The 13,443-nt window shown below is 63.9% G+C and carries 13 protein-coding genes and 1 pseudogene; 8 read left to right on the top strand and 6 right to left on the bottom strand.

Annotation, left to right across the window (positions count from 1 at the left end; all coding sequences use genetic code 11):
• Nucleotides 1-63 precede the first annotated feature (63 nt).
• Both JNB89_RS23340 and JNB89_RS23335 read left to right on the top strand, forming a co-directional pair.
• Nucleotides 64-657, top strand: a complete 594-nt coding sequence (locus JNB89_RS23340) for a cytochrome b/b6 domain-containing protein (protein ID WP_013339514.1) — start codon at nucleotides 64-66, stop codon at nucleotides 655-657.
• A 2-nt stretch (nucleotides 658-659) separates the two neighbouring features.
• On the top strand, nucleotides 660-1,451 hold the full coding sequence (locus JNB89_RS23335; RefSeq protein ID WP_220363755.1) for a molybdopterin-dependent oxidoreductase: 792 nt from the start codon (nucleotides 660-662) through the stop codon (nucleotides 1,449-1,451).
• Here the strand turns inward: JNB89_RS23335 and JNB89_RS23330 are convergent.
• Complete coding sequence (locus JNB89_RS23330; RefSeq protein WP_220363754.1) at nucleotides 1,427-1,711, bottom strand: hypothetical protein; 285 nt, start codon at nucleotides 1,709-1,711, stop codon at nucleotides 1,427-1,429. The two genes, JNB89_RS23335 and JNB89_RS23330, sit on opposite strands and share 25 nt — an antisense overlap.
• Between JNB89_RS23330 and JNB89_RS23325 the strand changes: the two genes are divergently transcribed.
• A complete protein-coding gene (locus JNB89_RS23325) occupies nucleotides 1,710-2,324 on the top strand; it encodes a hypothetical protein (RefSeq protein ID WP_013339512.1) in 615 nt (204 codons plus the stop codon). The two genes, JNB89_RS23330 and JNB89_RS23325, sit on opposite strands and share 2 nt — an antisense overlap.
• A gap of 452 nt (nucleotides 2,325-2,776) precedes the next feature.
• Here the strand turns inward: JNB89_RS23325 and JNB89_RS23320 are convergent, their stop codons facing one another.
• Nucleotides 2,777-3,619: a DMT family transporter gene (locus tag JNB89_RS23320; protein WP_220363753.1), complete on the bottom strand. Its 843-nt coding sequence runs from the start codon at nucleotides 3,617-3,619 to the stop codon at nucleotides 2,777-2,779.
• A gap of 402 nt (nucleotides 3,620-4,021) precedes the next feature.
• Between JNB89_RS23320 and JNB89_RS23315 the strand changes: the two genes are divergently transcribed.
• On the top strand, nucleotides 4,022-5,602 hold the full coding sequence (locus tag JNB89_RS23315) for a methyl-accepting chemotaxis protein (protein ID WP_220363752.1): 1,581 nt from the start codon (nucleotides 4,022-4,024) through the stop codon (nucleotides 5,600-5,602).
• 48 nt (nucleotides 5,603-5,650) lie between these two features.
• On the opposite strand, the gene JNB89_RS23310 is transcribed toward JNB89_RS23315, so the two are convergent.
• On the bottom strand, nucleotides 5,651-6,154 hold the full coding sequence (locus tag JNB89_RS23310) for a low affinity iron permease family protein (RefSeq protein ID WP_220363751.1): 504 nt from the start codon (nucleotides 6,152-6,154) through the stop codon (nucleotides 5,651-5,653).
• Nucleotides 6,155-6,449: 295 nt separating this feature from the next.
• On the opposite strand from JNB89_RS23310, the gene JNB89_RS23305 reads away from it, so the two are divergent.
• The gene (locus JNB89_RS23305; protein WP_220363750.1) at nucleotides 6,450-7,310 is read left to right on the top strand and encodes a class I SAM-dependent methyltransferase; all 861 of its coding nucleotides are present in this window, start codon (nucleotides 6,450-6,452) and stop codon (nucleotides 7,308-7,310) included.
• A 48-nt stretch (nucleotides 7,311-7,358) separates the two neighbouring features.
• Here JNB89_RS23305 and chrA read toward each other — a convergent pair whose 3' ends face one another.
• The 3 genes from chrA to JNB89_RS23290 form a co-directional block, all read right to left on the bottom strand.
• Nucleotides 7,359-8,687: a chromate efflux transporter gene (chrA, locus tag JNB89_RS23300; RefSeq protein ID WP_220363749.1), complete on the bottom strand. Its 1,329-nt coding sequence runs from the start codon at nucleotides 8,685-8,687 to the stop codon at nucleotides 7,359-7,361.
• A gap of 116 nt (nucleotides 8,688-8,803) precedes the next feature.
• The gene (locus JNB89_RS23295) at nucleotides 8,804-10,276 is read right to left on the bottom strand and encodes a UdgX family uracil-DNA binding protein (RefSeq protein WP_220363748.1); all 1,473 of its coding nucleotides are present in this window, start codon (nucleotides 10,274-10,276) and stop codon (nucleotides 8,804-8,806) included.
• A gap of 6 nt (nucleotides 10,277-10,282) precedes the next feature.
• Complete coding sequence (locus tag JNB89_RS23290) at nucleotides 10,283-11,494, bottom strand: putative DNA modification/repair radical SAM protein (protein ID WP_220363747.1); 1,212 nt, start codon at nucleotides 11,492-11,494, stop codon at nucleotides 10,283-10,285.
• A 171-nt stretch (nucleotides 11,495-11,665) separates the two neighbouring features.
• Between JNB89_RS23290 and JNB89_RS23285 the strand changes: the two genes are divergently transcribed.
• The 3 genes and pseudogenes from JNB89_RS23285 to JNB89_RS23275 all read left to right on the top strand — a co-directional run.
• Nucleotides 11,666-12,271, top strand: coding sequence for a 2'-5' RNA ligase family protein (locus JNB89_RS23285; protein WP_013339504.1), 606 nt, complete (start codon nucleotides 11,666-11,668; stop codon nucleotides 12,269-12,271).
• Between the two features lie 376 nt (nucleotides 12,272-12,647).
• Nucleotides 12,648-13,094, top strand: coding sequence for a DnaJ family domain-containing protein (locus tag JNB89_RS23280; RefSeq protein ID WP_220363746.1), 447 nt, complete (start codon nucleotides 12,648-12,650; stop codon nucleotides 13,092-13,094).
• Nucleotides 13,091-13,443 (top strand): annotated as a pseudogene (locus tag JNB89_RS23275) (hypothetical protein); the annotation flags it as partial. The gene JNB89_RS23280 and the pseudogene JNB89_RS23275, both read left to right, overlap by 4 nt.

Here is a 13,443-nt window from a genome sequence, read left to right as displayed (position 1 = left end):
ACAAGCGCTGTTTACGCCCATGACAGTGCCAATTTTTTTGCAGCTATCCACCACGAGGCCGCCTTGAGTTACACGAAGATTCAACCCGCCTGGGTCCGCATCTCACACTGGATCAATGCGCTCGCCGTCATGCTGATGGTGACGAGCGGCTGGCAGATCTACAACGCGTCGCCGATCTTCGCGGACTGGCGGTTTCCGTCGGCCATTACGCTGGGCGGCTGGCTCGGCGGTGCGTTGCAATGGCACTTCGCGGTCATGTGGCTGCTGGTCGCCAATTTCATCGTCTACGTCGGGCTCAATCTCGCTTCGGGCCGCTTGCGGCAAAAACTGCTGCCGGTGAGCTTGCGCTCGCTCGCGAGCGACCTGAGCGCCGCGTTGCGCGGCAAGCTCGGGCACGAGGACCTGTCGCGCTACAACGCGGTGCAAAAGTTCGCCTATCTCGTAGTGATTGTGGATATCGCGCTTGTGATTCTGTCGGGGCTCGCGATCTGGAAGTCTGTGCAGTTCCCGCTGTTGCGCACGCTGATGGGCGGCTACGACAACGCGCGAGTCGTGCATTTCTCTGCGATGAGCGTGCTGGTCGCGTTCTTCGTCGTGCATCTGGCGATGGTGGCGCTCGTGCCGCGCTCGCTTCTCGTAATGATTCGGGGGCGCTGATCATGACCTTACCCAACAAATCCGGAAAACCCAGTGCGTTCGCGGTTTCACATGCGCAGACCATCATCAAGGACGCACGCGGCGAGCTGAAAAATCCGGCGCGCCGCCTGCTCGGCCAACGCATTCTCACGCTGGGCGGGATCGCGCTGTTGTCGGGCTGCGATCTCTCGAACGACAAGTCAGTGAACACGATGCTGCGCAAGATGTCGTCGTTCAACGACGACGTGCAGGCGCTGCTCTTCAGTCCGAAGACACTGGCGCCGACGTACGCGGAGTCGATGATCACGCGGCCGTTTCCCTTCAACGCGTTCTACGACATCGACGACGTGCCCGAGGTCGATGCCGCGAGCTACCGGCTGCAGGTGAGCGGACTCGCGAACGGCAAGCGCGTGTGGACGCTCGACGAGCTGCGCGCGCTGCCGCAGGAGAGCCAGATCACGCGGCATATCTGCATTGAAGGATGGAGCGCGATTGGCCGCTGGGACGGCGTGCGCTTCTCCGAGTTCCTCAAGCTAGCGGGGGCCGATATAACGGCCAAATACGTGTCGCTGCATTGTGCGGACAACTATTGGACCAGTATCGACATGCCGACCGCGCTGCATCCGCAGACGCAGCTCACGCTCGGCTACGACGGCGCGACATTGCCGCCGAAGTACGGCTTCCCGATGAAGCTGCGCATTCCCACCAAGCTCGGGTACAAGAACCCGAAGCATATCGTCGCGATCAGTGTGACCAACGACTATCCGGGCGGTTACTGGGAGAACCAGGGCTATAACTGGTTCGGCGGTTCCTGATTGCCGGCTTTCATTTGCCGTGCGCGGCGAGGTGGTATTGCTTTGCCGTGCCGGTTTTGCGGTTCTTTTTTTGCGGTTCCTCTTTTTCGGTTTGTGTTTTTGCAGTTGGCTTCTTTGCAGTCCGTGTTTTGCTGTTTTTTCTTCCGCGGTGCGTGTTTTGCAGTCTGCATTTGCAGTTCGCATTTGCAGTTCGCATTTGCAGTCCGCATGCAGTCCGCGTTTGCAGTCCCATAACCGTTTCTCATGGAGCGTTCATTCATGTCTATTCGCCTGAAACTCGGCATCACCCTCGCGACGCTGGCTTTTGCCGGTGCCGCGCTCGCACAGACGCCCGCCGCCAAACCGTCGCGCATTCGCGGCGACATCGTTTCGCTCGACGGCGACGTGCTGAAGGTGCATCGCCGCAGTGGCGACACGGTGTCGATCGAACTGAAGCCGGCCGTCGCCGTGTCGGCGGTCAAGTCGATGCAGCTTTCCGATATCAAGCCGGGTTCGTTCGTCGGCACGGCCGCGACCACCGGCACCGACGGCAAGCTCACTGCCACGGAAGTGGTGGTATTTCCGGAAGCCGCGCGCGGCACGGGCGAGGGCCACTATAGCTGGGACCTGGGCCCCAACAGCACGATGACGAATGCAAACGTCGACACCGTGGTTCAGGGCACGAGCGGCCGCAACCTGAAGCTCTCGTACAAGGGCGGCAGCAACGAAGTGACGGTGCCACCGAACGTGCCCGTCGTGACCTTCGCGCCGGCTGCGCGCACCGATCTCACGCCGGGCAAGAAGGTGTTCGTCGTGGCAACGCCGGCGTCGCAGGGCGCGTATGTCGCTCAGCGCGTGGTGGTTGAAAAAGACGGTGTCGTGCCGCCGATGTGAAGTGGTGAGGTCGTAGGTAGGCGGGCTTGGGCTTGGGCTTCGGCGAGGGCCTAAGATTTGGAGTGAGGGGGCTGGTGGTGAAGGCGCGGTTCCAGGTCTGAGGTCCGAAGCGTGAAGCCTGAAGCCTGAAGCTAGGGCTCAAGGCTCAGGCTCAAGGCTCAGGCTCAAGGCCAAGCCGCAAGACCAAGTCCGAAGCCCGAGCCCGGAGGCCGAGGCCGGAAGCCGAAGCCCGAAGCCGAAGCCCGAAGCCGAAGCCCGAAGCCCGAAGCCTGAGCCCGAGCCCGAAGCCCGAGCCCGAAGCCCGAAGCCCGAGCCCCAAGCGCGAGCCCGAACCGGAAGCCCGAGCCGAAGCGCGAGCCGAAAGCCCCAGACCGCAAGCCCCAGCTGACAGCCCTCACGGTCCAACACCCCAAAGCCGCCACTCAGCGCTCACCGCCCGCCAGCGCCAGCCTTCACAGCCCCAGACACACCGCGCCGGCCGCGACCACCACGCAGGCGAGCCAGCGCTTGCCGGTCACCGTTTCGCCGAGGAACAGGCGTCCGATCAGCACCGCGAACACCACGCTGGTCTCGCGCAATGCGGACACGGTGCCCATTGCACCGGACTGCATCGCCCAGATCACGATGCCGTACGCCCCGACCGCCACGAGCCCGCCCCCGAGCGACGAAACGACCGCGCCCGGCGTCGAACGCAGCGGGGTCCACAGCTCCGCGAGGCCGCGTCGTGCGACGAACAGCACCGGCATCAGCCAGTAGAACAGGAACATCCACGCGGTATAGGCGAGCGCCTTGCCGCCGGACAGCCGCACGCCGATGCCGTCTATCACCGTGTACAGCGCGATGGTCGCGCCAGTGGTCAGCGCGGCCAGCACGCCCGCGCGCGACACGCGTCCCCCTTGCAGAGCGATGGAGATGATGCCGCCGCAGATCATCGCTATGCCGAGCGCGTGCAGCGGGCCGATCAGCTCGTGCGCGAACAGCGCCGCGCCGAGCGCGACGAGCAGCGGCGACGAGCCCCGCGCAACCGGATACGCCTGCGCCAGATCGCCGCGGCGGTACGCGTATACCAGACTCGCGTTGTAGCCGATATGCACGAGCCCCGATGCGACGACATACGGCCATGCAGCGGCGTCCGGCAACGGCAGGAACGCAACGATAAGCGTGCTGACCGCCGCGATGGCGACGCTCATCCATGTTATGGACAGAAAACGGTCGCGGTTGCCGTGCAGCAACGCGTTCCAGCTTGCATGCAGCAGGGCTGCGAAGAGAACGAGACCACCGGTATAGCTGAGCATGCGCGGACAGACGGCTGCGGCCGACGTTGAAGAATGATGCCGATGCCCAAATGGGCGAGCGTTCGATATTAATCCCGAATCGGTGCGATTGACCCGTCGTCGCTCAGTGTCCGCTCAGTGTGCCGCTCACTGTGTCCGCGAACGTCCCATTTCATCTGGTCACATGCCATCGCGGGCCATGCCCGACCGGTTCACATCCCTCGCCGAGGCCACTCGCAGCGCGTGCATGTCGCAATCGGCGTTATCCACGTCGCATTGCCGCAACTGCGCGGCACCGCGCCTGCCGTAAAGCTGTGAGTCGGTTTTCGACCCGTCATTCCTTTCACAGCCCGATCTTTGCTATCCGGAGGAACGGACCGGCAAGGCAGCCCGCGTGGCCGTTGCCCGCCCGGTCTCAAGCCCATGCGCAGACACATCACCATCCGCGGCGGATTGGCCGCGACGATCGCCGGTTACACGCTGCTGCTGATGCTGGTCATCGTGGCCGGCATTGCCGGGCTTTACGACAGCAGCCGCGCGCTGCGCGATATGTATCAGGACGACACCGCGTCGCTGCTGCATCTGAAGACGAGCTCCGAGCGGCTTCTGCAACTGCGCGGCGGCCTTGGCGAAACGGAGCAGATCATCAGCGCGGGCAAGCCGGCCAAGGAGGCCATCGCGCAACTACATGTGCTGCTTGACGCGAGCAACCGCGAGCTCGATGCTTACCGCGCGCTGCATGCGCCCGACAGCATCGAGCAGCCGCTTCTCGAGGCAATGACCGCAAAGCGTCAGCGTCTCTTTGCGCAGGTATTGCAACTGGCGCTCAAGCAGCTCGACGACGACAACCTCGTCGACTTTCTCACCACGCAGCGCGAAGCGCCCGCCGCGCTGTTTGCCGACTATCAGGCCGCGCTCACCGCGCTCGAGGACTATCAGGTGCAACGCCAGAAAGCGCGCTTCGAGCACGCCGAAGCCCGTTTTCGCGTGATGCTGTGGGCGCTGGGCATAACCGGCGGCGTCGCGTTGTGCATCGGCGTGCTCGCGCAGCGCACGCTCGCGCGCGCCATCGTGCAGCCGATCAACATGGCGGTCGATCATTTCGGCCGTATCGCGGGCGGCGACCTGACGGGCGCAATCGCAGTGCAGCGCGATAACGAAATGGGCTATCTGCTGGATGCGCTCAAAGGCATGCAGAACAGCCTCGTGCAGACAGTCCAGAAAGTCCGCGCAAGTACCGAGGCGATCGTGCAGGACGCGCGCGCCATTGCGGGCGGCAGTGTCGATCTGTCGGCGCGCACGGAGCAGCACGCGGCCTCGTTGCAGCAGGCGGCGGCGAGCATGGAGCAGTTGACCGCCACCGTCCGCCAGAATGCCGACAATGCGCGTCGCGCCGTCGAGCTTGCGAGCGGCGCTTCCGAAATCGCGTCGCGCGGCGGGCAGGTGGTCGATCAGGTGGTGGCAACCATGGATGCGATTTCCGGAAGCTCGAACCGTATCGCCGGAATCGTGGCTGTGATCGAGGGTATCGCGTTTCAGACGAACATCCTTGCGTTGAACGCGGCTGTCGAAGCGGCCCGCGCGGGCGAACAGGGGCGCGGCTTCGCGGTGGTCGCCTCCGAGGTGCGCAATCTGGCGCAGCGCTCGGCCGCCGCGGCGCGTGAGATCAACGAGCTGATCGGCGACTCGACCGTCAAGGTCAATGACGGCAGCACGCTGGTCGCGCACGCGGGCACGACGATGCAAGAAGTGGTGGAGGCCGTGCGCCGCGTGAGCGCCATCATGACCGAGATCAGTCTCGCTTCGAGCGAGCAGACCGCGGGCATCGAGCTCGTCAACGCGAGCGTGACGCAGATGGAAGAAGTGACGCAGCACAACTCGGCGCTCGTCGAGGAGGCATCCGCTGCGGCCGTGTCGCTCGAACAGCAGAGCCGCGAACTGAACGACGCAGTGGCTGTGTTCCGTTTGAAGGAAGACCGGGAGGCTGCGCAAGCGAAGCGCTAGTGCCGCGGCCGCGCCGGCCCCGCGCCTGATTGCGAAGCGAAGCCTGCGCTAGTTTTTCTCCTCGCGCGTGGCCGGCTTGTCAGAGGCTTGTTTGCCGCCGCGCCGCTGGTCGTCATCGCGCTTGTTGTCTTCTATGTCGCGATGATCGACGAACGGCGAATCCGTATCGCTGCCGCCTTCGCGCAGCGCAGTGCGCGCTTCCTTCGCGAGGTTTTCGTACTGTTTGCGAAAACGTGTCAAGTCTTTTTCTTCGAGTTCCTCCAGATCGAGCAGCGCGTTATGCGCGCCTTCCAGCGCGCGAATCAGCTCGTCGAGCTTGATCTGCATCGCGGCGGTGTCGCGGTTCTGCGTGTTCTGGATCAGAAAGACCATCAGGAACGTGACGATGGTGGTCGAAGTGTTGATCACGAGCTGCCACGTGTCGCTGTAGTGAAAGAACGGTCCGGTGACACCCCATACGACCACCAGCGAAACGGCGATGACGAAGGTGCCCGGGCGACCGGTCATCGTCGAAAGATAACTCGCGAAGTTCGAAAACCATTTGCTGTTCATGGCGATCTCCCTGTTGGGTCGGGGTTGGTTTGTACGATGATCGCATAGAGACGCTGCTGTATTGGAGTGTATGTGTGGCGCGGCGCGGGCGGCGCATGCAACCGCTATGCCGATGCTATGCTCGATGCTTGTCGCGTTCAGCGCTTAGCGCTTAGCGCTGTCGCGCAGGCACCCAGGCACCCAGGCACCCAGGCACCCAGGCACCCAGGCACGCCGGGCGGCGTGACGGGGCGGGGCGGGGCGCCGCAGCGTAGCATTCCCGCATTCCTGGAGACTCACAAGGAGGAGGGCGCCCATGAACGAAGAACGCAAACTGGCACCGGACAGCACCGCGGCTCGCGTCGCCCTGTGGCGTGCGCTCCACATGGAGGCCGACGCCGCGCCGCCTGTTTTCGAAGATCCGATCGGTCTGCAACTGCTCGCTCCCGGCGACGACTGGCGCCAGCGTGGCGACATGGATGTGCAGTTCACGCGTGCGTTTCGAGCGTCGATCGTGGCTCGTGCACGCTTCATCGAAGACCTGCTCGCCGACGAGGCCGCGCGCGGCATCGACCAGTACGTGATTCTTGGCGCGGGCCTTGACAGCTTCGCACAACGCAGGCCGGAGCTTGCCTCGCGCCTCGCCGTGTTCGAAATCGACCAACCGGCGCCGCAGGCGTGGAAGCGCCAGCGCCTCATGGAACTGGGTTTCGGCATTGCACCCTGGCTGCGATTCGTGCCGGTGGATTTCGAGGCCGGCGAGGCGTGGCGTGACCGGCTGGTGGAACAAGGCTTTGACAGCAGAAAGCCGGCCGTGGTCGTTTCCACTGGCGTGAGCATGTATCTGACACGCGAGGCAAACGCAGCCACGCTGCGCGAGGTCGCGGCCTTTGCACGTGGGTCGACGTTTGCAATGACCTTCTTACTCCCATTGGAAATGGCCGACCCGGAGGTGCGCCCCGGACTGGAAATGGCGGAGAAGGGCGCGCGCGCCAGCGGCACGCCGTTCGTCAGTTTCTTCACGCCGGCGCAGATGCTCGCCCTTGCCCGCGAAGCCGGGTTCGCGCAGGCCCGGCATGTTTCGGCCGCCGACCTCACGCGGCGCTACTTCGCGCATAGAAGCGACGGCTTGCGCCCGCCGAACAATGCCGAGGAGTTGCTGGTGGCTGCTACCTGACTACGCCGTCACGGCATGCCGCCATGTCCCCATGCCGCACGCGTCTCATCACACCAGCAGCCGGTACGCGAGCCCTATCGCGCCGCACACCAGCACCACGGGAATCACGCCGGCCTTGAAGCGAAACAGCGCAATGCCGGCCGCGAGGCCGATGATGAGCGACGGCCAGTCGAAGCTGCCCTGCAACCCCCGCGGCCACAACACGTGCAACGCAAAAAACACGGCCAGATTCACAATCACGCCGACCACTGCCGCCGTGATTGCCGTGAGCGGCGCGGTGAACTTGAGATTGCCGTGCGTGGTCTCGATAAAGGGGCCGCCAAGCAGAATGAACATGAACGAAGGCAGAAACGTGAAGAACGTGACGATGGTGGCGGCGAGCACCGCGGACAGCACGAGCGCGTCGGGGCCGAATATCGCTTTCGTCCATCCGCCGACAAAGCCGACGAAGGCGACCACCATGATGAGGGGGCCCGGCGTCGTCTCGCCGAGCGCGAGCCCGTCTATCATCTGCAGCCCCGTCAGCCAGTGCTGATGTTCGACCGCGCCCTGGTAGACGTAGGGCAAGACGGCATACGCGCCGCCGAACGTGAGCAGCGCCGCCTTCGTGAAAAACCAGCCCATTTGCGTGAGCGCGCCCTCGCGTCCGAAGATCGCGGCCAACGTGCCGATTGCCGCGAGCCACAGGGCGACGAACACGGCCAGCACGATAAAAAAGCGCTTCCACGTGAAGAACGCGTGGGGGGGCGCCGGGGTGTCGTCGTCGATCAGCGCGGGCGCATGAGCTTGTGCGGCGGCATCATGCTTGCCGCCGATCGCAAAGGTGCCCGGCGCATATTTGCCGCCGACATAGCCCGTGATGCCGGCCACGAGGACGATCAGCGGAAAGGGCACTTTGACGGCGAAGATCGCAATGAATGCTGCAGCGGCGATGGCCCATAGCCACGCGTTCCTGAGCGCGCGCGAGCCAATGCGATAGGCGGCGAACACGACAATCGCGGTTACGGCCGGTTTGATGCCGTACAGCACGCCGGCCACGGCCGGCACGCTGCCGAACACCAGGTAGACCCACGAAAGGCCCATCAGAATGAAAAGCGATGGCAGCACGAACAATCCGCCCGCAATCACGCCGCCCCACGTGCGATGCATGAGCCAGCCGATGTAGGTCGCGAGCTGTTGCGCTTCGGGCCCCGGCAGCACCATGCAGAAATTGAGCGCATGCAGGAAGCGCTTTTCGGAGATCCAGCGCTTTCTTTCGACGAGTTCCTGATGCATTAGCGCGATCTGCCCAGCCGGGCCGCCGAAGCTCATGAAGCCGAGCCTCAGCCAATACCAGAATGCAGTGGAAAGCGGGACTCGCGCGACGTCGTCTTTCATTGAGGTGGCCTGGTGGTTTGCTGAGGTGCGGGTTGTGAGTTTATGTCGATGAGAGGCCGATGAGAGCGGGACTTGAGAAATTTTTTCGTGGAGGGCTTGCGACATAACCTCCACGGTTACCGGACTTCGCTTGGGTCGCCCGATATGGATTGCGCGAGCTTGCGTGCCTCGCTCAGCGCATTGCGGATTGCGGCCATCACCTTGTCGCGCGCGGCGTCGCTTTGCTGCCGTAAGGCAAACGAAGGGTGATACGTCGCAATGCCCCAGCCGCCCTCGAGTTCAAAAGGACCGTGGAGATAATCCTGCAGGCTCGACTTTTCGCCGAGCAAAGCATTGAGCGCCGTTGTGCCCAGTGTGACCACCACAGACGGACGAACCGTTTCCAGTTCCTGCGTGAGCCAATGTGAACACGCTTGCATCTCGCGCTGGGCGGCCGTCTTATGCAGCCGGCGCTTGCCGCGCGGTTCCCACTTAAAATGCTTGACCGCGTTGGTCAGATAAAGCTGCTCGCGCGTGAGTCCGGCTTGCGTAATCGCGGTGTTCAGCAGTTGACCGGCCGGGCCGACGAACGGCTGGCCGCTTAGATCTTCGTGGTCGCCGGGCTGCTCGCCGATCACCATGATGCGTGCGTCGCGGGGGCCTACGCCGCCCACCGCCTGGGTGGCGTTTCGCCACAAATCGCAACGCCGGCACGCATCCAACGAAGAAGGCTGCTCGCGCAGCGGCTGCGCCACTTCTGCTTCGACAGAAATTGCCTTGCCGTTGAATGCTGCCACTGCGCTCGCTTGCGCGAGCCGCCGCGCGCCGCTGCGTGCCTCGCTGATCATGCCGGGAATGAGCCGTCCTTCCGGCAACGCTTTCCAGAATCGCACCGGCATGTGTTGCGCGAGCGCAGCCTCGTTCAGGCGCGCCGGGTTGAACGTGCTGCGGTAATAGGCGAGCCAGAGGGCTTGCGCTTCGTCATTCGTCTCACACCGATGCGGGTTACGCAGCGCGCGGTCATCGTCGATACGCAGCTCTGCGCCGTCCCAGAATGCGGCGCCGTGCGGTGTCGCGATCAGCCACGTTGAACGGCCCATGCGTTGCGCGAAATGTTCGGCACCCCAAGCCAGGACATCGTGTTCCGGCTCATACCACGCGATGTACTCAGGCACCGAAGCGTCCGCATTCTTCTGGAAGCGCACATACGCGATCATGTCGTGCTTCGCGCGGCGCACGCATTTAGCCATGCGATAAAGCCGCGCGCCGTCTTCATCGGCCGGCGACGCGGCCGCTCGATCTCCCTGTTGCCAACGCCATAGCACCTTGTACAGAAACGCCCAGCGGTGCGGCTCACGATAAAGCGCTGCGTCGCGCAGCAACGCCGCCAATTCCTTCGACACGTGGACTGCGGGCGCCGCCGCCACCGGGTGCGCAACGCCGACGTGCTCGCCATAGTCGAACGCAGCCTGCTCGACTGGCGACTTCGAACCGGGGCCCTCGCTGACGCGCCACTCGATTGCCTCGGGCGCGAGGCCTTGAGCCAACGCGGCCAGTGAAGCGGCACGCCATGCGTCGAAGTTGTTGCTGATCTCGATGCTACGAAGCACGGCGTGTCACCACAACTGCATCTGCACCGATGGCGGCGTCAAAACCCGCCGCAGATGTGCGGACGGCGCATCATGCAGGGCCGCGCGATAGTCCTGAGTGACCACGAACGGCTTGATTTTTTCCAGCGGACAACGCAGCCGCACGAGGTCTTCATAGCGCACGCGCCGCGAGCGCCGCAGTTCGACCAGCCGCTTCGCGTTACGCATGCCGATACCCGGCACCCGTGCAATCATGCGCAGCGGCGCGCGGTTGAGATCGACGGGAAACTGCTCGCGATGTGCGAGAGCCCACGCCAGTTTCGGATCCATGTCGAGCGGCAGGTTGCCTGGTTCCTGGAACAGCTCACCGACGCTAAAGCCGTAACCGCGCAGCAGAAAATCCGCCTGGTACAGCCGGTGTTCGCGCAGCAACGGCGGTGCTGCGCCCGGCACGGCGGAAGGGCTGTCCGGGATCGGACTGAATGCCGAGTAGTACACGCGCTTCAGTTTGTAGGAGCCGTACAGCGTTTCGGCTGTCTGCAAGATCGTGCTGTCGTTTGTCTGATCTGCGCCGACGATCATTTGCGTGCTTTGCCCCGCGGGCGTGAATTTTGGGGCTTTGGTATCGCTCAACGCTTCCTCCTGTGCGAGGCGAATCGAGCCCATGGCAAGCTTGATGGTTCGCACGTCCTTTTCCGGCGCAAGGCGCGCGAGGCTGGTTTCGGTCGGCAGTTCAATGTTGACGCTCAAGCGGTCCGCGTAACGGCCGGCTTGGGCGATCAGTTCAGGATCTGCGTCGGGAATGGTTTTCAGATGAATGTAGCCGCGGAACTGATGATCGACTCGCAGCGATTGCGCGACCCGGACCAGTTGCTCCATCGTGTAGTTCGACGAACGAATGATGCCGGAGCTAAGAAACAGCCCGTCAATGTAGTTGCGCCTATAAAAATCCAGCGTGAGATCCACGACCTCCTCGGGCGTGAAGCGTGCCCGAGGCACGTTGCTGGAGCGCCGGTTCACACAATACTGACAGTCGTACAGACAGAAATTGGTGAGCAGGATTTTAAGCAGCGACACGCAGCGCCCGTCTGGCGTGAAGCTGTGGCAGATTCCAGCCCCCGTGCTCGCGCCCAAGCCTGCGGTGCCGCGCGACGCGCGCCTTGGCGCGCCGCTGCTTGCGCAGGATGCATCGTATTTTGCTGCGTCTGCGAGAATCTCCAGCTTTTTTTGCAGTTCCACGTTGCCACCAATACTGTATGGATGTACAGTATTCTACGTGGGCAGTCGGGAAGCGCAAGTGTTTTTTGGAAGGTGTGGCAGTGCGGTTTTTGATGCGAACCAATCGCCGCACGCGAATCCAACGTGAAGGAGGAAACGTGTAGATGCCGGCGTTCAACATGCAGGAGCAAGATGCCTGAACAACTTTGGCTGCCCGGGCTGGAGGCGCCGCCCGTCCCAACAGACGGTCTTTTCTTCGCTGTCTTTCCGGACACCAATACGGCGGCCGGTATAGCAAAGCTCGCGCAGCGGCTTTGCGGGGAAGCACGCGCGCGCGGCCGGCCGCTTGCCGCCAGTCGTTTGCACGTCACGCTGCGGCATCTCGGCAATTTCGCGGGCGGGCTGCCGCAGGCGCATGTAGACGCGGCGATGCAGGCCGCCGCTACCATCCGCATGGCGCCGTTTACTGTCGAGTTCGACACGGTCGCTAGCTTCGCCTCGAAGCCACGGCCGGGGCCTTTGGTCCTCACCGGGTCCGACGGCGTCGTCGGTCTGCATGCGCTGCATGATTCGTTGCAGAACGCGTTGCGGGACTGCGGCATTGAAAGTCATGCGACTTCCCCGGCAGTCGCTTATACGCCGCATGTGACGTTGGCTTACGGTTTGCCATGGGTCGCCGCGAGCCCGGTCGAGCCGGTTTGCTGGAACGTGCGTGGGTTTGCGCTGATACACAGCCTGCTGGGGCGCACCAGGCATATCGTGCTCGCCCGCTGGCCGCTTGAAGGTGCCGAGCCGTAGCGCACCGCTGTGCGCGATTTGCTGCCTTCCTGCTTCTGTGATCGGGTGACCGCACCGCGAGGGCGGGCGCAGGGCGGCAATGACCCAGGCGCTGCCACGCTTCTTATCAAGTGTACGGTGCGCTTTCCGCTACGGCCAACGTCGAGCAGTCCCCGAAGCGACCGCAAGACAGCTGGGGCTCGTCGGGGGCATGGCGCGCCCCGTGCGATATTCGCGCGGTCCGGAACCGACTGCTCACTTGCCCGCGCCCACGGCGGCCGCCTCAATATGGTGTTACCGGCTGAATCTGCAGAGGGGCAAAAGAGCCGGCCCAGTCCCGAGGAGCCCCTGTGCGCACCCTGATAGAATGCTTGGGCCGCAACGTAGTGGATTGCAGATGAGATTGCTTGATGCGTTAGTCGAACAGCGTATTGCCGCCGCAGCCGCGCGCGGCGAGCTCGACGATTTGCCCGGCGCCGGCGCACCGCTTAACCTGGACGAAGATGCATTGGTCCCTAAAGAAGTGCGCGTTGCTAACCGGATCCTGAAAAATGCCGGCTTTGTGCCACCTGCGCTCGAGCAGTTGCGCGCGCTGCGCGACCTCCAGACCGAGCTGAATGCCGTGAGCGACAAGGACACCCGCTGCCGCCTACAGGCTCGCATGCTGGCGTTGGACATGGCGCTGGAATCGCTGCGTGGCGGCGCATTGGTGCTGCCACATGAGTATTGCCGCCGGATTGCTGAGCGACTTTCGGAGCGTACGTCGAACGCAGTGGCGTCTGTGGCAGACGGCGCCGGCTTCGCGGCGTCGGACGTACAACCCGCCGCTGCGAGGACGCCGTGAGTGTGCCCGCCAACCCGTGCGGCGCGCCGCTGGCCGACGCTGATCGGCTCGAGGCCGGCAAGGCGTCGGCTGCGCCGCTTGAGGGGGCAAGTGGTGTTGATTTGATTGGTGGTGACGCGGCCTGCGGCACCGCAGGCGCAGGCTTCGCCGCGACCACTCAGGCCGCGCGCACTTCGAAGGTGCCGGCCGCGACAGCGTCGGACCCGGCGGCGCAGGCATCGGTAGCGCATACCGCGTCAGCGCCGACCACTGCAGAGCACACCGCGACCGGGCGTACCCCGGCAGCGCACGCCTATGCAACGCAAACCCCGGCACATCACACCCCGGCAGAGCCCACCCCGGCACAGCC

Origin of the sequence: Paraburkholderia phenoliruptrix, assembly GCF_019511605.1 — a bacterium.
In the GTDB taxonomy this organism is placed as follows: domain Bacteria; phylum Pseudomonadota; class Gammaproteobacteria; order Burkholderiales; family Burkholderiaceae; genus Paraburkholderia; species Paraburkholderia phenoliruptrix_A.
Note: the sequence above shows the minus strand (reverse complement) of the source record. Positions and strands in the feature narration are given on the sequence as shown.

Coding starts and splice junctions, on each gene's coding strand:
- JNB89_RS23335 (WP_220363755.1), top strand. CDS start 660: ATGACCTTACCCAACAAATCCGGAAAACCCAGTGCGTTCGCGGTTTCA.
- JNB89_RS23325 (WP_013339512.1), top strand. CDS start 1,710: ATGTCTATTCGCCTGAAACTCGGCATCACCCTCGCGACGCTGGCTTTT.
- JNB89_RS23330 (WP_220363754.1), bottom strand. CDS start 1,711: ATGAATGAACGCTCCATGAGAAACGGTTATGGGACTGCAAACGCGGAC.
- JNB89_RS23320 (WP_220363753.1), bottom strand. CDS start 3,619: ATGCTCAGCTATACCGGTGGTCTCGTTCTCTTCGCAGCCCTGCTGCAT.
- JNB89_RS23315 (WP_220363752.1), top strand. CDS start 4,022: ATGCGCAGACACATCACCATCCGCGGCGGATTGGCCGCGACGATCGCC.
- JNB89_RS23310 (WP_220363751.1), bottom strand. CDS start 6,154: ATGAACAGCAAATGGTTTTCGAACTTCGCGAGTTATCTTTCGACGATG.
- JNB89_RS23305 (WP_220363750.1), top strand. CDS start 6,450: ATGAACGAAGAACGCAAACTGGCACCGGACAGCACCGCGGCTCGCGTC.
- chrA (WP_220363749.1), bottom strand. CDS start 8,687: ATGAAAGACGACGTCGCGCGAGTCCCGCTTTCCACTGCATTCTGGTAT.
- JNB89_RS23285 (WP_013339504.1), top strand. CDS start 11,666: ATGCCTGAACAACTTTGGCTGCCCGGGCTGGAGGCGCCGCCCGTCCCA.
- JNB89_RS23280 (WP_220363746.1), top strand. CDS start 12,648: ATGAGATTGCTTGATGCGTTAGTCGAACAGCGTATTGCCGCCGCAGCC.